Source organism: Paenibacillus sp. FSL H3-0302, assembly GCF_037982245.1.
GTDB classification, from domain to species: Bacteria; Bacillota; Bacilli; order Paenibacillales; family Paenibacillaceae; genus Paenibacillus_AQ; species Paenibacillus_AQ odorifer.
This window is the reverse complement of sequence record NZ_CP150284.1, coordinates 1076714-1095193: the sequence shown is the minus strand read 5'-3', so window position 1 is coordinate 1095193 and position 18480 is coordinate 1076714. Positions and strand designations below refer to the sequence as shown.

The following is an 18480-nucleotide window of genomic DNA, read 5'->3' as shown; positions in this document are numbered from 1 at the left end:
AACAAGATTAACCCCCTAAGGAGTGAGAATCATCCGGAGCTTCTGCCAATGGCAGTATGGTGATGGATTCGGTTCCCACTCCTTTTTTGCTTGTGAATTTCACTTTACCTTGCATAGCTTCGATGATGCGGAAAGTGACCATTAATCCAAGACCTGTCCCTTTATTCTTTTTAGTGAAATAAGGCTCTCCCAATCGGTGCAGGACATCCGCGTCCATCCCTTCCCCGTTGTCTTTGATATGAATAATTACGTTCTCCTCTTCCGCATACACCGACATATAGATAAACCCTTCGTCACGGAAAGATTCAATGCTATTTTTGATAATGTTGATGAAGGCTTGCTTAAACTTTGAGGAATTCCCCTTCACCCATAATTCGCCCGATACATCGAGAATCATTTTCCCTCCATTTAAATGACAAAGCGGCTGCATAATACTCTCAATATGCTTAAATTCATTATACAAATTCAGACTGGAAATCGTCTCAAATTCCGGTTTTGCGAAGGTTAAGAAATCCGTAATGATCCCGGAAGCACGATCCAGCTCACTAAGGGCCATCGACATAAATATTTCCTCTTCACCAACGGATTTCTCGCTAAGCAGCTGAAGGAAACCCCTAGTTACCTGGAGTGGATTCCGCACTTCATGAGCAACAGATGCAGCAAGCTCGCTAATAATTTCCATTTTTTCTGAACGCTGCAATTCGTTGTTAAAACGCTCTAATTCTTTAGAATAGTTAACAACCTGTTGATGGCTATAGGCTAGTCTTCGCTCCAGAATTACGATCAAGGAGATTATGAAGGCAACAATGCCCCACTTCCACAAGAATAAATCATAGTTCCCCTTATGAATGTAATACCACAGTAACTCTGACACTACAGTAAATGCAGCCGTTCCAAAGCCAATGGCAAAAATGATAGCGTCCCTATTCCCTTTAAGCGAAAATATAATCACACATACGATCAGCAAGATGAACTGAAGGATGAGGATGAACCCGATAATAGTGGTGGATACAAAATAATAAAACTCAATATAGCTATTATTCGATAGAAAATTGATCAAAAGACATAGCAAACAAAATGAGGAGTAAATGACTTGAAATTGACGAAAACGACGGACGATCGCATATTTTCCACTGCCAAATATTTTTTCAAATAAAAGAGTAAGCGCCGGTAAAAGTGAGAATAAAGCCAAATCAAGAAATACATTACTAATCGCGCCTAAATCGCTGTAAAAGGTATAAATAAAAGGAGAATAGGTTATCGAGAGAATTCCGGTTGAACCTATTACAACGGCTAGTGAAGCCACACTGGAAAAATAGTCCCTATTAATATAGAGAGAGCTTATAAATAGAACGATAGCCACAAGAAAAAAAGCACAGCCCAAAATCACATCGCTGAGTCCATTTTTAATATAATCATTGATTAACAGGTTGTGTTCACCGATCACTACTTCATTTTTAATTCCGATTCTATCCTGCAGCGTTTCAGTCCAAATGTATAATGTTTCCCCACTATCGCTTTGACTCAAAGGCAACAACAAAGAATAGTTATCCTTAATATAATTACGATCTTCCTCGAAGATCAAACGGTCGTTCACATACACCTTCACATGAAGAGCATATAAAGTATCAATGTAGATTGAAGGGGAGATATAACTAAAGTTAGGTATGGAAATACGAGTCCAAGAAGTGGATACGCCTGATGGCAGATGTGGGATTTCCTTCGTAGCATTCACATTTATCCAATACTGCTGGTCATTATTCTGTGGAACCTCTATGCCGCTGTTTTCGGTTCCATCGCCCCATCTCATCTGCCAACTGGTAATTTCTTGGGATGGATATGGGGTCGCTGCTGATACAACAATTGAACTATATCCTATCAGAAGGAGAGTAAGAGCTATTGCTATATGTAGGACTTTAATCATCAAGCGCATATATGCACCTCAGAAGTAAGTATCAGAAACAATATTCTGTCTGTACTACTTCGCTCAGCCCCTCACTCTTTCCTTCTAAAAAACGGAATTATCATAAATTACTTCTAAATTCTTCTAAGTTCTGGTATTTTTACTATAATTTCAGTCCCTTCCCCTTTCTCACTGCGAAACTCAGTGCATCCCTCCATCGCCTCAATAATCCGAAAGGTTACCATCAGTCCAAGCCCCGTTCCTTTGGTCTTATTGGAGTAATAAGGTTCCCCTAACCGAGCCAGCTCATTCCGGTTCATCCCTTCCCCATTATCATGAACACTGATTATTATATGTTTTCCAGCCTTCCAGGCTGTGACTTTAATCAGCCCATTGTCCTTTAAAGCTTCGATGCTATTTTTGAGAATGTTGATAAACGCTTGCTTGAACTTGGCAGATGATCCAGTAACGTAAAGTCCTGGCTGCAGATTAAGTTCAATGACGCCCCCTTGCAGATTCGCTAACGGAGAAAGAATACCCGTCACATGCCTCAACTCTTCGGACACATCAAGCTGCTCTACGGTTTCAAGTCCTGGTTTAGCGAAGGTTAGGAAGTCTGTAATAATGAGCGTAGCTCGATCCAGTTCTGTCACTGCCATTTGCAGATATTCCCGCTCCTTTTGATCTGAACGCTCCCCAAGAATCTGCAGAAACCCCCGGGTAACCTGCAATGGATTCCGTACTTCATGGGCAACCGACGCTGCCAGCTCACTAATAATCTCCATCTTCTCCGAGCGCTGCAAATCATTATTGAACTTCTCAAGCTGATGGGAATATTCAATAAGCTGTTCATGGTTTCGAGTAAACCTTCTTCCCAGAATGACGATTAAGGCAATTACGAAAATCACCATTCCCCATTTCCACCAATATAATTGATAGGATTGCCCCGATGCATAGAACATGACCAGTTCACTAAGAGACATGAAAGCAAATATTGAGAACCCTGAAGTAAAAATAACAGCATCTACATTGCCACGGTTCGCGTGTATAAACGCTAAGCTGATCAAAAGTATAATTTGTACAATCATAAGGATACCTAGCACACTCGTAGTCATCAATCTATAAAAGTCATCTACCTGATAGGACAAAAGAATATTAATAACCATTAGGGAAAAACAAAATACAGAATAGACAATTTGAAACTTACGGAATCGTGTAACGATTCTCTTTTTCCCTGGACCAAATATTTTCTCAAAATAAAATGTAAAGGATGGCAAAAGCGTATATAAAGCTACATCAAAGAAAACAAGTACGATCTCTCCATAATCGCCGAGGATTGTCGGCAGGAACGATGAATACGTTACCACTAAGACGCCAATGGATAAAATAATCAGCACCAATAGATATCCGCCTGAAAAATAGCCTTTTCTCATGAATAGCGAGCAGATCAGCAGTACAATCGCAATAAAAATAAGCGTCGTTCCAATGATCAGATCCATTAAGCCCTGCTTTACATAAACAGATAACAGCTCATCGTATTGGCCTACTCTTATTTCGCCGTGAATCCCTAAGTCTTTGCTGCCACCATGGGTCCATAAATATAGCTGTTGTCCTCCAACACTTTTGGACAGAGGAATGAAAACCTTACTGCCATTGAAATTAAAATCTTTTCCGGAATCATATATTAATTCGTTATTTAAATAAGCCTTAACATTATTTCCATATACTTTATCTATGAATAACGCAGATTTATCACTAATTTGTGGTAAAGTAAACCGCAGCCAGGCTGAGGTTGCTCCACTTGGAGTCTCTGGGCTTTTCCCATGAGGCATAACACGAGTCCATTCTTCATCAAGAGCTGCCACAGCTTCTTCAATATGATCTATTTCTATACGTTCAAATTTAATCTCCCAATTGGGCAGCGTAGAGTCTGATGATTCAGCACTCACTATCGCCGTACCAAAAGGAACCATAGCGGTCAGCAGTAGAATTAATAAAAAAGCAGCCGCTATATTGAGCTTTGGCAACTTCATCGTAGCACCTCAGTAATTCATTAGTTGTTTAAACGTTCATATATGCTTCTTAATTTCGACAAGCTTCGCACTATCCCTGCCTATTCTTGTAAATTTTCTCGAAAAAGAACGTTTTTCATCAGCTTTTGCTTTCACCCATTTTTTACTAATCCAATATAGACATACCCATTTATTGGATCAGCGATTCGATCATGGTCAAACGGGTAAAGATAAACATAGGAAGTTCAAATTTTATCATAAAAAAGGAGTGAACGGCTATGGATAGTTCACCAAATAAAACTGAAGCTGACTTTGAATATGAACGTTATATACAAGCTGATATGGATGAAGAGGATATTGTTGATGATGACGCAGATCCTGTCTTGGTTGGCGATAAATACTTGGCAGCAGATATTGGTTTAAACTCACCTAAGGATGTAATCGAAAGAGATGAGCTGGTGGAATCCGATGCATATCTAGCCGCTGAAACCGCAGGATTAACCCTAGATGATACGGATTATACTAAGGATGAGGAACTCTTGGAGATGGAAGAAGAAGATCAGCCGCTGGAGGATGTTCCAGATGCGGACGATGTATATCCAAATTCCATTATTGACCCTGCCTCCCCGCCAGTGGATGTTATGCCGGGAACAGACGTTTTGAACGGTTCGCAGGGAGAATAGCAGCTTAATATGAATAAAGCCGCCGGGCTGTGAGCCCGGCGGCTTTATGTTATTTCTAAATAACGACATGCTCATTGAGGTAGCAGTTAGCCCTGCATCGTTGTTGGCTGTTCTGCGGGACGAGCAGCGGCGATTTGTGCTTCCAGCTTGCGGGTCTTAACCAATATCGCTGCTACCAGCAGCATCACTCCATTGATTACAAACACCCAACGAATTGGAATAAACGCGCCCAATAAGCCGCCGATAATCGGTCCAGCCATCGTCGCAAGCTGAGATGCCGCCTGATTCAGGCCAAAGGCCCGTCCACGGAATCCCGGCTCAATTACTTGTACAATCATGGCATTGACTGACGGCAGCACACCTGCATAGAACAAGCCGTATGCAAAGCGAAGGATAGCGAACTCTACATAGCCCGAAACAAAAAACTGTAGAATATTACCGATCCCGCCCCCGATCAGACCAATAAATAAGATCATCCCAAAGCCTTTTCGGCTGCCGAGTCTGCCCCACTGCGGAGCCATCAGCACCGTAGCAATCCCCACAGCAGAGAATACGATTCCCGAGCTTAGCGAGGCACTATTTTTGGAGATCCCCATGTCCAGTAGATAAATTGGGATTAACGGTTCCAGAATCATAACGGAGAAGGTACTGATTCCCGCCAGCGAGAGCAAAGTAATAAAAGCTCGGTTACTTCTCGCTTCCCTGATATCATCACTTACATGTGACCTTGGAGCCGAACGGTCGAAGTTCTCCTCTTTTGCAAAAAAAGTAGCAATGAGCGCTGAGATAAGTACAATACCCGCTGAGAATAAAAAAGCAATCCGGTTGCTGGTATAATAGCTCACTACACCGCCAATTAATGGTCCAATAATACTACCTGTCGCTCCGGCTGTAGACATAATACTTAAAGCGTACCCCGTCTTATGCTCAGGTGTATTGGTGGCTACCATTGCAATAGCTGCTGGAACAAAACCGGCAAGCAGTCCTTGCAGCACACGCACAATCAAAAAAACATAAGGATCATGTACAAAATAATTAATAAGGTATAAAGCTGCCAGACTAAAACCCGAGCGAATAAGCATCGGTTTCCGACCATACTTGTCGGCTAGCGAACCCCAATAGGGAGAGATTAAAGCGCTGGCAAGAAAGGTTATTCCAAAACTAACCCCTGACCAAATCTCCAAATGATTCGAAACCCCAAGTTCGTCGCTCAAAAAAATGGAAAGGAAGGGAATCGAGATCGAATAAGCTGTACTACAAAAGAAAACCCCTACCCAAAGCACGATCAAATTCCGCTTCCACGAAAAGAGCATCCTATGCACATCCTTTCTCGATGTTCTCTTTGGAAACATCCTACCATTGTAAACTTCTTTTTAAGATGTGCCAATCCCAGAAGTCATAACTGACCTTTGCATGTAATAGGACAAAGGAGGTATTATGGGAAGTACCTACGAGATTATTCAATAAAAAGGAGAGATTATTTAGTGAAGTCTACACGAACAAAATCCGCTATTCTTCTGATCATGTTATGCCTGGTCATGGTTATTGCGGCAGGTTGCGGTAACAAGCCAAACAATAACAATGCAAGCAGTAATAATGGAAGCAGCGGATCAGCACCTGGGGAAGGTGCAGCCCCAGCTGAAGGCGTTCCTTCAGCTACGGCAAGTCATCCCTTAGTAACCATTGAAATGGAAGACGGGGATATCATCCAAGCTGAGCTATACCCTGAGGTTGCCCCTAACACCGTAAACAATTTCATCTCACTTATTCAAAAAGGATTTTATGATAACACTATATTCCATAGAGTAATTCCTAACTTCATGATTCAAGGCGGCGACCCTGATGGTACAGGTATGGGAGGCCCGGGTTACAGTATCGCCGGAGAATTCTCTGGCAACGGGTTCACCAATAACCTTCTGCATACAGAAGGTGTTCTATCCATGGCAAGATCACAGGCTCCTGACTCTGCCGGTTCCCAGTTCTTTATTATGGATGCAGCTTACCCTAGTCTAGATGGAAGCTACGCCGCTTTTGGTAAAGTAACTGAAGGTATCGAAGCTGTAAAAAGAATTGTGAGCCTGCCTCGTGACGGTTCTGATCGTCCAGATGAGCCACCAGTCATGAAAAAGGTGACGGTCGACACCTTCGGCGTCACTTACCCAGAACCGCAAAAGGTTCAGTAATTAGGAATAAGCAGAAACCACGTTACCGTCCTCGAAAGAGAATAAACGTTTCTTGTAGAAATAAAAGAACATAAAAAACTCGGCAGTCCCTCCGAAGTTGTAATCGGATGGAAATTGCCGAGTTTTTTATTACAGCTTATCCCCGCAGCTATCTTCTGCTAAGTGCATGTTGACCATTACGCAGGAAGGTGCTGCGGCTATTTCTTAATAGCGCTATCCGGTCCTCTGCAAGCTGGTTCGCAGCGGCATAAGTAGGTATTCCGTTCAAACGGGAAATTTCCATTACGCGGGTAATATTGTCGTAAATCTTCGCCACCTGCTTAAAGGCACGTTCCTTATTATAGCCGTTCAGCTCGTCCGCAATATTAATGACGCCACCTGCATTAATCACGTAATCTGGAGCATATACAATCCCCATCTCATGAAGTGCATCACCATGCGAGGAATCCTTCAGCTGATTATTAGCAGCTCCTGCAATCACTTTCGCCTTGATTACCCGTAAGGATTCATCGTTAATTGTCGCTCCAAGAGCGCAAGGAGCATAAATATCACAATCTACACTGATGATATCGCCTGGATCTACAGCCTTGGCGCCATAGGCCTCTACTGCACGTTGAACGGCTGGTTTATGGATGTCCGTTACGATAAGCAGTGCTCCTTCTTCATGAAGATGTTTGCACAGTGTAAAGGCCACGTTCCCCACGCCTTGAACAGCTACTGTCTTCCCTTCAAGCGAATCACTGCCAAAGGCGGCTTTAGCGGCTGCCTTCATTCCTTGGTAAACACCGTAAGCCGTTGCTGGTGACGGATTGCCCGAAGAACCGTACGTAGGTGAGGTGCCAGTAACATAATCTGTCTCTTGATAAATAATGTTCATGTCCTCTTCCGTAGTCCCTACATCTTCAGCAGTTATGTACCGTCCATTTAAACCTTGTATGTATCTTCCGAAAGCACGGAACATGGCTTCATTTTTATCCTTCTTGGGATCTCCAATGATTACTGTTTTCCCACCACCCAAATTCAGGCCGGATACTGCATTTTTATAGGTCATCCCTTTTGCTAATCGAAGCGCATCAACAATAGCTTCCTCTTCCGTAGCATAGGTCCACATCCGCGTTCCACCCAGTGCTGGTCCCAGTGTCGTGTCATGAATCGCGATGATCGCCTTTAATCCCGATGCCTTATCCTGACAAAATAATAATTCCTCGTAGTCGTCCCGTTCCAATGCTGCAAACAATTCCATTTCCAATATCCCCTATCCCTTTGTCATATTCCTCATGCTGGTTCAAAGTTCATGCAATTGGAAGAGGATCAGTTGGATCCCCTCCCAAAATATTGTAGCAGAATACGCCGTAAAACAAAAAGAACTCATGTCACCATCTTAACTACTGATGGGGCATGAGCTCTTTTTATCCAATCTACTCTCATAGACAGGATTTCTATTGTACAAAATACAACGCAACTGTCAAAATGCTTTACAGTTTAGCAATTGTCTCTGTAAGTACCGGTACGATTTGCGATTTACGGGATACTACACCCTTAAGAAGCGCTTTATTGTCATCAAGCTTCACGTTGTACGCCTGTTCTACTGCACCTGCAACACGGCCCAGAGCCAGACCCACCGAATCGTTGTTGAGGATATCTGTAACTACGAACAGGAACAGATCCAATTCTTTTTCAGCAATAATGGAAGTCAGTGCAGTTTCTAGTTCAGCCTGCTTGGAGAGTACATCATTAACGTCGACCGCGTTCACTTGGGCGATTTCTACTTTGTATTCACCCATTTTGAATTCCTTAGCATCCAAGGAGATCAGTTGAGCGATACTCTTGTCGCTAAGGTCAGCACCAGCCTTCAGCATATCAAGGCCGTAGCTTTCTGCATTTACACCAGCGATTTCAGCCAATTCGCGTGCTGCAGCTACATCTTCAGCGGTGCAGGTTGGAGATTTAAACAGCAAGGAATCAGAAATGATTGCAGACAACATCAATCCGGCGATGTCTTTAGGGATAGCTACACCGTTTTCTTTATACATTTTGTTAAGAATAGTAGCAGTACAGCCTACTGGCTCAGCACGGTAGTATAACGGATGTGCAGTCTCAAAATTAGCGATCCGGTGATGGTCGATAACTTCAATTACACGCACTCGATCAATGTCATTCGCACTTTGTTGGCGTTCATTATGGTCAACAAGAATAACCTGATTAGCTTCTCCAGCTACGTTCTCTACCAGACGAGGAGCCTCAACTCCGAAATGATCAAGCGCAAATTGCGTTTCACCACTAACGTCTCCCAGACGAACTGGCTCAGCATCCCAGCCTAATTCTTTTTTGAGTGCTGCATAAGCAATTGCCGAACAAATAGTATCCGTATCCGGATTTTTGTGTCCAAAGACCAATGTTTTTTCCATTTCCAATCTCCTTACTATGTTTTAGTGAGATTAATATACCATACATTGATAGCGGCTTCCAGATTGTGCGTGCTGAAAAAATGGTTTAGCCTCTCCCACCTACGGTTGTTCACGTCTGGTCTTTGGAAGCGGATCTGGTTTCGACTCACCATGCAGCGGTTCATTATCGGAGAAAAGATCAGGATTCTCTTTTAGCATCAGGCTTAAAATATCCGTCGTTTCTACTGTTCCACACACTCTAACTAGTGCATCCCCGAAGTTCCCCTTACGCATGGCACCGCCTTCCTCAAGCTCGCGTTCCACTTTCCAAAAATGCTCCGACCAAGAGAGACCACAATGTCTGCGAGAAGGCACCATGATTTCATCGCCACCCGGCGTCACCGTATATAATTCCTCATGACTATCCGTCATTCTGCCCGGAATATCCACCCACTCTTCAATACCGTGAATAAACGTATTCCGCCGCAGATCGACGCCTAGCAGTACTATTTCCGCCTTCCGATCAAGCAGCTTGCCCCACACTGAACCACGGGCGCATGGCGTATCCCAACGTTCATCCCCTGCAGTAAACGCCTCAGCATCAACACCCAAAGCCGCTACAGAGTGAGTCGGATGCCAAGAGCGGACAACACCTGGACGTTTTCTGAACAGCTCCGGTAATATCCCTACACAAGATGGGGAATCTTGAACAAAGAAGCGCGGATTATCCGCATTAATATAAGCCCATGTATGCGTTGGCAAAACAAGCAGCCCATCCTTCATATATTCACTGAGTGCATCCAGCACCGTGTTCGCGCCTCCTTCTACTTCGCCAACACTTTTTAACGAGGAATGAACTAGAATGGTCCCCCGTGGATCAATCCCTAACTCCTGTAATTGTTTCATCAAGCTTGTTGTTGTGTGCACTATACTCTCTCCTTATGTATGAATTAAATTTCATGAAACATTAATATCCACTTGCAAAAGTTTCTTATTACTATTAAAATTATAGTAACTTAATAATATTCACCAAAGATTCTATCGATATATTAAAAATAAATTAAAATAATCCACAAACCCAAAGCATTTACACGGAGGTAACTACCATGAGTTTAACGTTAAAAGGACTTCACCATGTCTCAGCTATTACAGGCAAAGCACAGGAGAACTTTAAGTTCTATACAGAGGTACTCGGACTGCGTCTCATTAAAAAAACAGTAAATCAGGATGATATTTCAGTGTACCATTTATTCTATGGAGATGAGAAGGGGAATCCCGGAACCGAATTAACCTTTTTCGAGCTTCCGATGGCAGGCCGCAACCGTGAGGGCAATAACAGCATCTCCGCGCTCTCCCTTCGAGTGCCAAGCGATGCCGCACTTACCTACTGGGAGCAACGCTTCACCGAGCTTAACGTGGAGCATGAGACGATACAGGAACTTGGTGGACGCCAGACTTTATCCTTCCGCGATCACGAGAGCCAACGTTTCATTCTCGTATCCGACGAAAATAATAACGGTGTTGCCGGCGGTACTCCTTGGGCTAAAAGCCCAGTACCTGCCCAATATGGCATTGTAGGCTTAGGACCCGCACATCTCACAGTAGAAAGTGCAGAACATACAGCGGTAGTGCTGGAGCAGTTGCTCGGCTTCCGCCGTATAGGAACCTACCCTTCAACAGTTGCCGGTCAGCCAGAAGTGCTCGTATTCGAGACTGGTGAAGGCGGATCAGGTGCTGAGGTTCATCTGGAGGAACGCAATGATCTGGAGCAAGAGCATTTGGGCCGTGGCGGGGTACATCACGTCGCATTCCGCGTAGATAATGAAGACGAATTGAAGCAATGGATCGAACACATCCGCCAGGCACAGCTTCCTAATTCCGGTTTCGTCGACCGCTTCTACTTCCGTTCCCTCTATTTCCGCGAGCCTAACGGCATCCTTTTTGAGTTGGCTACAGACGGACCAGGCTTTGCTACAGATGAGCCTATGGAAAGTTTAGGTGAATCCCTTGCGCTGCCGCCATTTCTGGAATCGAAACGCCAGCAAATCGAGGCGTATCTGAAGCCGCTGGATACTCGGCAATAAACCTCTTTCAGGTTACTAAATAAAAGGTGTGAGCCGCTTATGCGCTCACACCTTATTTTATTATTGAAGGTTAGTAACTTTCCCTACAATATCTAGTAGCTCCGACAGGTTTCGGATTTCGTATTTTGGCTGAACGCCGGACTCATTAATCTTACCTAGCGGGTTAAACCAGCAAGTATCAATCCCATAATTAATTCCGCCTTGAATATCAGAGGTTAAGGAATCACCCACAATCAATACTTTTTCCTTATCTTCTATCCCCAATTTGGCAAAAGCATAATCAAAAATCCCCGTCTCTGGCTTCTGACATCCTGCCTCCTCTGAGATAATGATCTGCTCAAATGTATCACTCAGCAGCGAGCCTTGGATTCTGGAAGTTTGCACATCCTTGATTCCATTCGTGATAATCGCCAGGCGGCAATCTGCAAGCTCTCCGCATAGCTCGATTGCTCCCTGCATCAGAAAGGTTCCTTCGCCTAAGAAACGTAGATAGGCCTCACTGAATGTTTCAGGATCAAGCTCAAGCGCATGTGCAGCAAACAACCGATTAAACCGCTCTACCCGCAGCGCCGCAGATGAAATCCTTCCTTGTTCTAGATCCCTCCACAATGCGTGGTTAATCTCTTGATAACTGGCAGCATAATCTGCTGCACCTGTGGGCATCCCAAAGTGTAGAAAGGCATTAGACAACGCGTGACTTTCTGCCATTCCATAATCAAACAACGTATCGTCGGCATCAAATAAAATAACATCGTATTTCATAAATATCCCCCAAAGGCTTTTCTCAACAAGGTACTACAGCGTTGCTGGCAAGTCAACTTCACACCCCTCACGACAAAATTTTACTTTTTTAAGGTAGATTTAATCGATCTGTGGTATTTTAAAAAGAAAACGGTGGTGAGCGTCATTTTATACGTTTTATCATTTCTAATGTCATTTCTTATCGTCTACTTTCTAATTCCGCCGCTCGGCAAGCTTGCTTTTCGGCTTGATTTTGTGGACAAGCCTCGGCAGGACGTTGAGCGTAAAATTCATAGAGAGCCCATTCCGCTAACGGCCAGCTACGCCATATTCATCGGATTTTTTATCACTTATCTGGTGTTCGCGCGTGATTTCTCCATGGAGACTGTCGCATTATTTGTAGGTGGCGTACTGTTGCTGACCATAGGCACAGTGGATGATTGGTACAAAACGAAAGGCAAAGATTTCCCAGCTCTGCCCAAGTTAATTGTACAAGTTAGCGCAGCGATCCTGGTTTATGTTTCTGGCAATGCCTTTACCGGATTCTACAATCCGTTCTCAGGCGATTATATCGTTTTGCCTGTCATTCTATCGTTTCTGCTGACGATTATCTGGATCTTCGGTGTAACCACAGTTATTAATTTCTCGGATGGCATGGACGGTCTGGCTGGTGCCTTGACGGCCATTTCGGCGATTACGTTATTTGTTGTCGCACTGGCAAAGGGACAATCCTCATCTGCCATTATGGCAATTTCACTGATTGGCGTTACGCTTGCTTATCTGCGCTACAATAAGCCGCCCGCCAAAATCTTTATGGGCGACGCCGGGGCAACCTTTCTCGGCTTCATCCTAGCGGTAATTGCACTCGACGGAGCGTTCAAGCAAGCCACCGTCCTGTCGCTGTTCATTCCGATTCTGGCGCTGGGCGTACCGATCTTCGACAACATTTTTGTCGTAGTCAAACGTTTCATCCAAGGCAAGTCCATTTATCAAGCCGATGCCACCCAGGCTCATTACCGCCTACTTCGGGCAGGCCTGAACCAGAAGCAGGTCGTTGCCGTGCTTTGCCTGATTAGTGTTTGCCTATCCTTATCCTCTATCATTCTGCTGCTGATTGAGACCTAATGTATGAGGGACTAAGGGCATGTCTCATATACTGAGACTGCCCTTTGAAGTTACAAAAGGAGCCAGATTCCGATATGGAATCTGGCTCCTTTTGTGTTTGAGGGTAGCGAGAGATAGCTAAGATGCGAGAGTTTGCCAGAGCTTGCGAGAGCTACAGGATCTGCGGGATCTACGGGATCTGCGGGACCTGCGGGATCTGCGGGATCTACGGATTTACGTAGATCCATGGCCAATTCCCCAGCTTTTACTCTTACGGACTCAGGCGCCGTTATTCGTGGATTTTCGGCCATTCATTGGTGTTTTCGGACTCCAAAGACACTATCACACCAAATCGGACGCATTTTCAGTCTATTTCCACCCATTAGCTGCATCGGAGTCCGATAGCGCACAAATAAGAGTGAATTGTTACTTTTAGCGACTCCTGTGTCCTTTAGCACCCTAACTCCAAATACATCAATCACCCATCGTTCTCTTGCGTAAACTCAGCTAATCTGCGATAAATCCCAACGATCTCTTCCATCGGCATTCTAACTAATCCGCTAGAAGAGGGTGCAACAAATTCACGAACGCCATCTACCTTTGGAGGCACGTCCCCTTGAAATCCCCAGTTAGCTTTTGTTCTGCGGCTAAACTCTGTATACACACCCTTACCTACAAAACAGGCGACTTGAGGCCGATATTTCTCCAGCTTGGAGCGAAGCATTTCCCGACCCTCCTGGTATTCTTCACGAGTAATATCGTCGATTCCCCGTGTGGGACGGGCAACAATATTTGTAAACCCATAGCCCAGCTTAAGCAAGTCCCCATCCTCAGACGCATCATACAACCGGGGAGTAAGTCCAGACTGATGTAATATTCTCCAGAAATTATTCCGCGGATTCGCGTAATGATGTCCTACCTCGCCAGAACGGATACTAGGATTGAACCCAATAAATACAATCTGTAATCCGTGATCTAAGTGATCTGGAATTTCATCCATGTTATTATGCCTCCTAACCAAACGTCGATCTAGTTCAACTTACAGGTGTATACACCTTAAGACAAGAAGGCGGTATATGACCTGCCAACCATACCTTATTACCCGCATTATAAAAGGTTACACCCATTTGACCCGCTCTAATCGTATCAACGGTTAACAATATCAATTTCCCTCTGCGACTTCCGGCTAAACTGGCAAAATGAGTCCCTTCAGACAAATGAACATACTGCCGTCCCATCGATTGGAGCCCCTCCTCCAAAATCACAGAAAGCACACCAGAATGAGTTCCGTGAAAAAGTATAGCAGGCGGAGTCCCCGGCTCATAAGTGATTTTTGTGTGGCTATGCCCGTACCGGGCTTTGATCCGGTCATCAACGATTTCCAATCGTTGCTTGTCGCAACCTGCAACCACTTGCCGAATATCTCCCACAGTCACCTCTGACCATCTAGGAGTGCTTACAATAACAAACAGTAAATCATCCAACCTACAGGAACCATCCTCTGGATCCAAAATAAGACCATATTGCTCCGGGGTATGCCGAAGCAGCTTAGTCATAAATTTACTTAACGACACTTCCGCTGTATTGCTTAACATTATATTTTCACCTCAATTTTTCCTATTTATATTATTCTACAGTAAAGGATCTCTTCGAAGCAGATTCCAGAGGCATTACAGCAATCACACATCCATGTATTACCTCTTACTATGCAAAAAAGACCATGGACTCTATCGTCCATGGTCGGGCTTCACCTAAATACAAAACTCCTTACCAGTTAATACAGCGATGTTATTTTACCGGAACGAATATACTGGTTCAGAGGCTGACCTGAAAGTTCCATTTCATCCTTCTCCTATCTCCAAAAGCATAATCCAACCATCCAGTTTATGTCAACCAGTAGTCTTTTATCTGTAATCTTTTACTTACCTTATTCTAAACTTATTCTTAACTTATTTCAGCAATGCCTTCAATTCAGGCGTCATATCCGATTCTTTTAACATTACGAAATCGCTATAACCCTCTTTGTACATCAACTTCACAATGTAGTTGCCATTCTCAACACCATTATGGAAATGATGGTCCAAAATATCTGTTAATAATGTCTTATCCTTCGTAACAGCCGTACGATTCTTTTCGCGTGCAAGCGCTACTCTTTGTTCAGGACTAGTAGGGTTCTTAGGTGTTTGCTCGTCCATATAATCATCTTTTATAATCTCTGCCGATTGGATATCTTCAGCTGTTATTCGTATTTTATCGGCATAACCTTTTTCGTCCATCCACTTTTCAAGCTCATGGAAAGAAGATTTCCACGGATAATAATAACCATAATCTGTAATAACTTGATTACTGTTCTCTTTTGTCTTCACCTCTACTTGGATATTAGCCACATCAGGTTTTCCGTCCTTATCTATTTGTACTTCGTAGGACATATTCGAAATTTCGCGTTTGATAATCTCCTTTAGCTCTGAAATTTCCCCGGGATCAGAAATGGCTACTTTTTTATTCCTGTTAGTAACCCACATAAAATCCAGGTCTTTGTCTAAGAGAGCTAAATCATACTTTTCATACTTGTAAGCTTCGGTATCCTTAACCGCCTCGAGCTCTGATTCAAACCCCTTATTAGGGATCCAGTATTCCCTCACTAGCTTATCGCCGTTCTCCAATTGATAAGCCAGAGTAAAATATTCATAAACGTATTGTCGTGAGGTAAGTTCTGGACGTACTGCAACTACCGCTTGATGGAGTTTACGGACAGCTTCTATATAATCTTTATCATCGGAAAAAGGGTTCTGCCCCATGTAGGGTGTAGTGTACAAATCATCCGTTGGGGTATACAACCGGTAGTTAGCTCCCATATATACACCGCTAATCTTATCACCGGAAGGCACTCTGGCTTCATACCCCGTAACACTTGATACCGGGATATACAGAAGTAACCCTATCATTACCGCATAAACTGCAAACTCAGCTACCATTTTACGCGTCATAATCTGCCATGTTTTCCGAACAATCATTTCTGCGGCAACATAACCAATAATGGCTCCGATGGCATATCCACCAATCACCCAGCCCATTTGCTGTTGCTTCATTTGCGCAAAATAATTACCGGCAATAAGCATGGCACATAACATAACCCCTGCTTTAAACAGTGGGTTGAAATATCCAAAGGCAATAGCCTGACCCGCTTTTTCCGTATTACGTTTACGGTATAACAGGTACGACAACCCGATAAATAGAAGTGCCAATACCCCATAAATCCATAATTCTGTATTGGTGAAGGGTTTGCCGGTAAAATAATACACGATATGAACAAAAGGAGACCATATCTGCGAAATAGAATCACGCAAGTTAGAGTTTGCATTTGCATATCCATAAAGATACATAGCTAAATGGCTGTGGATTAATGAGATCAGTACAGCAGGAAGAATAAGCAAAATATAAATGATAATTCCCTGAAGAATAGATTGGCCCGTACATATTCCCACAAAAACACTAAAGCAAAAGAGGAACAAAGTCAGAATACTAACTGTAATACACCATTGCCAAATATCTGCGCCTTGAAAAATATAAAAATCACCACTCCACGGCTTAACAACGGCAACCACCCCAGCAGTTAACCAAACAGGCAGCAATAGTAAGGTAAGTCCACTCGTCAGATGAGCTGTAAATATATGCTCTCTGCGTAAAGGCAGGCTATGCCAAAGATCTGCGGGTGATTTTGCCTGAAGGTATCGGAATAAGAATAGTCCTGCGGCAACTGGGATCGTAATGATAAACAAGGCTTGCACACTACCAGCTATGCGAAATAAATGATCTATTTCTTGCGGTTTTGCATCCGGATTGCTGCTCATGAAGAGCTGTAATGGAAGTGCAAATAATAAGCCGAGTGCATATATAATCCCTATCCAGCCATGCTGGCGGAAGTTCTGGCGAAAAATACTGCTATTAAAGTAGTAATGGCTGCGCATCATATCCGACATCCCCCATTTCATAAATAAAGATCTCTTCTAACGTTAATGGAAGCAAATCGAATACGTATGGCTCGTACACCTGAAAAGCCGCTTTGATCCGTTCACGATCCCCTTTTACAATATATAGGTTCACACTTCCCCGGCGCTCTTGATGCAGAACTTGTAGCTTGGCAACTAACGGAATCTCATGCCGTTCATCCCGAAACGCCACTTGAATCTTATGTGTATCCGCCTTAAGATCATCCAGATCCTTCTCAATCAACATCTTCCCACCATGCATAATCCCGACATGATCGCACAGATCTTCAATCTCACGAAGGTTATGGGAAGAAATGATTACCGTCAACTCGCGTTCAGCAACCTCCTGAAATAGCAGGTTTTTGATCTGACGCCGCATCACCGGATCTAATCCGTCAATCGGTTCATCCATAATCAGCACATCCGGCATACAGCTTAAACATAACCAGAATGACGCTTGCCGCTGCATCCCTTTGGAGAAACGACTGAGCTTGCGCTTTTTATCGAGCTGAAATACGGTTCCCAAATCTTCAAAACGCTTCTGATTCCAGCTCGGATAAATCGAGCGATAGAAGGCCGCCATTTGCAGCATGGTGGATTGTGGGAAAAAGTAAGGAGCATCCGGCATAAAAATAACCCGTTGCTTAGTCGTCGGGTGTTCGAATACCGCTTCACCATCCACCCGCACGGTCCCCTTATCTGGAGAGTAGATGCCCGCCAATGTTTTGAGCAGCGTTGTTTTGCCCGCGCCATTAGAGCCGAGCAGCCCATAAATTGTTCCTTTATGTACCGTTAAAGAGATATCGTCGACTGCCTTCTCGCCTTGAAATAACTTGCTGACTCCCCGAATCTCAATCATCACTCTTCCCTCCTTCTCTTTGCTTCTCCACTTGTTGGTACAAAGAACTAATCTCAGCTGCGGTGAACCCAAGGTATACCGCCTCCGCCATCAGCCTCAGCAACTCGTTCCGGACTTCCGCTTTTTTGATCGCATTTTGTTCTTTTTTCACTGGGGCTACAAAACTTCCTTTCCCCTGTAATGAATAGATATATCCCTCACGTTCCAATTCACGGTAAGCCTTCTGAATCGTATTGGGATTCACGGTTAGCTGCTGGGATAACGTCCTTACAGAAGGTAGCTGTTCATCCGTCTGCAAAATACCATGCAGAATCATCTCCTTGACCTTATCGGTCAGCTGCTCATAAATCGGCTTCCGACTACGAACGTCCAGTTCGAACATAACCTTCCTCCTTCCACTATCTTGCATTAAATCCATTATGGTGTGTATTAACTGTACTACTATTATTAATACAGTTTGATTTATATGTCAACAAAAAAATCCCCAAGATTTTCCTTCGGGATTTATCTATTCCTTGCTATTAATCAAAATTAC

Annotated in this window: 17 protein-coding genes; 4 read left to right on the top strand and 13 right to left on the bottom strand. The window is 43.7% G+C overall.

The window, feature by feature from the left end; genetic code table 11:
* Window positions 1-7: 7 nt before the first annotated feature.
* The gene (locus MHH50_RS04655; protein ID WP_340034581.1) at window positions 8-1924 is read right to left on the bottom strand and encodes an ATP-binding protein; all 1917 of its coding nucleotides are present in this window, start codon (window positions 1922-1924) and stop codon (window positions 8-10) included.
* 113 nt (window positions 1925-2037) lie between these two features.
* Window positions 2038-3936, bottom strand: coding sequence for a sensor histidine kinase (locus MHH50_RS04650; RefSeq protein ID WP_076309546.1), 1899 nt, complete (start codon window positions 3934-3936; stop codon window positions 2038-2040).
* A gap of 257 nt (window positions 3937-4193) precedes the next feature.
* On the opposite strand from MHH50_RS04650, the gene MHH50_RS04645 reads away from it, so the two are divergent.
* Window positions 4194-4598: a hypothetical protein gene (locus MHH50_RS04645; RefSeq protein ID WP_051490926.1), complete on the top strand. Its 405-nt coding sequence runs from the start codon at window positions 4194-4196 to the stop codon at window positions 4596-4598.
* Window positions 4599-4684: 86 nt separating this feature from the next.
* Here MHH50_RS04645 and MHH50_RS04640 read toward each other — a convergent pair whose 3' ends face one another.
* The gene (locus MHH50_RS04640; RefSeq protein WP_076194175.1) at window positions 4685-5911 is read right to left on the bottom strand and encodes an MFS transporter; all 1227 of its coding nucleotides are present in this window, start codon (window positions 5909-5911) and stop codon (window positions 4685-4687) included.
* 210 nt (window positions 5912-6121) lie between these two features.
* Between MHH50_RS04640 and MHH50_RS04635 the strand changes: the two genes are divergently transcribed.
* Window positions 6122-6781, top strand: a complete 660-nt coding sequence (locus MHH50_RS04635) for a peptidylprolyl isomerase (protein WP_339191122.1) — start codon at window positions 6122-6124, stop codon at window positions 6779-6781.
* Between the two features lie 148 nt (window positions 6782-6929).
* On the opposite strand, the gene MHH50_RS04630 is transcribed toward MHH50_RS04635, so the two are convergent.
* The 3 genes from MHH50_RS04630 to MHH50_RS04620 all read right to left on the bottom strand — a co-directional run bounded on the left by MHH50_RS04630 (window position 6930) and on the right by MHH50_RS04620 (window position 10095).
* Window positions 6930-8024: a Glu/Leu/Phe/Val dehydrogenase gene (locus MHH50_RS04630; RefSeq protein ID WP_339189693.1), complete on the bottom strand. Its 1095-nt coding sequence runs from the start codon at window positions 8022-8024 to the stop codon at window positions 6930-6932.
* A gap of 232 nt (window positions 8025-8256) precedes the next feature.
* Window positions 8257-9189, bottom strand: a complete 933-nt coding sequence (locus MHH50_RS04625; RefSeq protein ID WP_076129278.1) for a manganese-dependent inorganic pyrophosphatase — start codon at window positions 9187-9189, stop codon at window positions 8257-8259.
* Window positions 9190-9288: 99 nt separating this feature from the next.
* Window positions 9289-10095: an AAC(3) family N-acetyltransferase gene (locus tag MHH50_RS04620; RefSeq protein ID WP_076129279.1), complete on the bottom strand. Its 807-nt coding sequence runs from the start codon at window positions 10093-10095 to the stop codon at window positions 9289-9291.
* Window positions 10096-10274: 179 nt separating this feature from the next.
* On the opposite strand from MHH50_RS04620, the gene MHH50_RS04615 reads away from it, so the two are divergent.
* On the top strand, window positions 10275-11252 hold the full coding sequence (locus tag MHH50_RS04615) for a ring-cleaving dioxygenase (RefSeq protein WP_339189691.1): 978 nt from the start codon (window positions 10275-10277) through the stop codon (window positions 11250-11252).
* A 60-nt stretch (window positions 11253-11312) separates the two neighbouring features.
* Here MHH50_RS04615 and MHH50_RS04610 read toward each other — a convergent pair whose 3' ends face one another.
* Complete coding sequence (locus tag MHH50_RS04610) at window positions 11313-12014, bottom strand: YjjG family noncanonical pyrimidine nucleotidase (RefSeq protein WP_076304983.1); 702 nt, start codon at window positions 12012-12014, stop codon at window positions 11313-11315.
* Between the two features lie 168 nt (window positions 12015-12182).
* Between MHH50_RS04610 and MHH50_RS04605 the strand changes: the two genes are divergently transcribed.
* Window positions 12183-13118 carry an MraY family glycosyltransferase gene (locus tag MHH50_RS04605; RefSeq protein WP_076129282.1) on the top strand — a complete coding sequence of 312 codons (936 nt, stop codon included), beginning with the start codon at window positions 12183-12185 and terminating at the stop codon, window positions 13116-13118.
* A gap of 50 nt (window positions 13119-13168) precedes the next feature.
* Here MHH50_RS04605 and MHH50_RS04600 read toward each other — a convergent pair whose 3' ends face one another.
* The 6 genes from MHH50_RS04600 to MHH50_RS04575 all read right to left on the bottom strand — a co-directional run bounded on the left by MHH50_RS04600 (window position 13169) and on the right by MHH50_RS04575 (window position 18327).
* A complete protein-coding gene (locus MHH50_RS04600) occupies window positions 13169-13345 on the bottom strand; it encodes a hypothetical protein (protein ID WP_340034000.1) in 177 nt (58 codons plus the stop codon).
* Between the two features lie 230 nt (window positions 13346-13575).
* Window positions 13576-14097, bottom strand: coding sequence for a mismatch-specific DNA-glycosylase (locus tag MHH50_RS04595; protein ID WP_076129577.1), 522 nt, complete (start codon window positions 14095-14097; stop codon window positions 13576-13578).
* Between the two features lie 34 nt (window positions 14098-14131).
* The gene (locus MHH50_RS04590; RefSeq protein ID WP_340011983.1) at window positions 14132-14692 is read right to left on the bottom strand and encodes an RNA 2'-phosphotransferase; all 561 of its coding nucleotides are present in this window, start codon (window positions 14690-14692) and stop codon (window positions 14132-14134) included.
* 354 nt (window positions 14693-15046) lie between these two features.
* A complete protein-coding gene (locus MHH50_RS04585) occupies window positions 15047-17089 on the bottom strand; it encodes a hypothetical protein (protein ID WP_340033999.1) in 2043 nt (680 codons plus the stop codon).
* Complete coding sequence (locus tag MHH50_RS04580; protein ID WP_076280586.1) at window positions 17043-17945, bottom strand: ABC transporter ATP-binding protein; 903 nt, start codon at window positions 17943-17945, stop codon at window positions 17043-17045. The genes MHH50_RS04585 and MHH50_RS04580 overlap by 47 nt, the downstream gene beginning before the upstream one ends.
* Window positions 17938-18327, bottom strand: coding sequence for a GntR family transcriptional regulator (locus MHH50_RS04575; RefSeq protein WP_076129581.1), 390 nt, complete (start codon window positions 18325-18327; stop codon window positions 17938-17940). The genes MHH50_RS04580 and MHH50_RS04575 overlap by 8 nt, the downstream gene beginning before the upstream one ends.
* Window positions 18328-18480: the final 153 nt, after the last annotated feature.

Bases quoted from the DNA above. Each gene is read 5' to 3' on its own strand.
- MHH50_RS04655 (WP_340034581.1), bottom strand. From the start codon at position 1,924: ATGATTAAAGTCCTACATATAGCAATAGCTCTTACTCTCCTTCTGATA.
- MHH50_RS04650 (WP_076309546.1), bottom strand. From the start codon at position 3,936: ATGAAGTTGCCAAAGCTCAATATAGCGGCTGCTTTTTTATTAATTCTA.
- MHH50_RS04645 (WP_051490926.1), top strand. From the start codon at position 4,194: ATGGATAGTTCACCAAATAAAACTGAAGCTGACTTTGAATATGAACGT.
- MHH50_RS04640 (WP_076194175.1), bottom strand. From the start codon at position 5,911: ATGCTCTTTTCGTGGAAGCGGAATTTGATCGTGCTTTGGGTAGGGGTT.
- MHH50_RS04635 (WP_339191122.1), top strand. From the start codon at position 6,122: ATGTTATGCCTGGTCATGGTTATTGCGGCAGGTTGCGGTAACAAGCCA.
- MHH50_RS04630 (WP_339189693.1), bottom strand. From the start codon at position 8,024: ATGGAATTGTTTGCAGCATTGGAACGGGACGACTACGAGGAATTATTA.
- MHH50_RS04625 (WP_076129278.1), bottom strand. From the start codon at position 9,189: ATGGAAAAAACATTGGTCTTTGGACACAAAAATCCGGATACGGATACT.
- MHH50_RS04615 (WP_339189691.1), top strand. From the start codon at position 10,275: ATGAGTTTAACGTTAAAAGGACTTCACCATGTCTCAGCTATTACAGGC.
- MHH50_RS04610 (WP_076304983.1), bottom strand. From the start codon at position 12,014: ATGAAATACGATGTTATTTTATTTGATGCCGACGATACGTTGTTTGAT.
- MHH50_RS04605 (WP_076129282.1), top strand. From the start codon at position 12,183: ATGTCATTTCTTATCGTCTACTTTCTAATTCCGCCGCTCGGCAAGCTT.
- MHH50_RS04600 (WP_340034000.1), bottom strand. From the start codon at position 13,345: ATGGATCTACGTAAATCCGTAGATCCCGCAGATCCCGCAGGTCCCGCA.
- MHH50_RS04595 (WP_076129577.1), bottom strand. From the start codon at position 14,097: ATGGATGAAATTCCAGATCACTTAGATCACGGATTACAGATTGTATTT.
- MHH50_RS04590 (WP_340011983.1), bottom strand. From the start codon at position 14,692: ATGTTAAGCAATACAGCGGAAGTGTCGTTAAGTAAATTTATGACTAAG.
- MHH50_RS04585 (WP_340033999.1), bottom strand. From the start codon at position 17,089: ATGAAATGGGGGATGTCGGATATGATGCGCAGCCATTACTACTTTAAT.
- MHH50_RS04580 (WP_076280586.1), bottom strand. From the start codon at position 17,945: ATGATTGAGATTCGGGGAGTCAGCAAGTTATTTCAAGGCGAGAAGGCA.
- MHH50_RS04575 (WP_076129581.1), bottom strand. From the start codon at position 18,327: ATGTTCGAACTGGACGTTCGTAGTCGGAAGCCGATTTATGAGCAGCTG.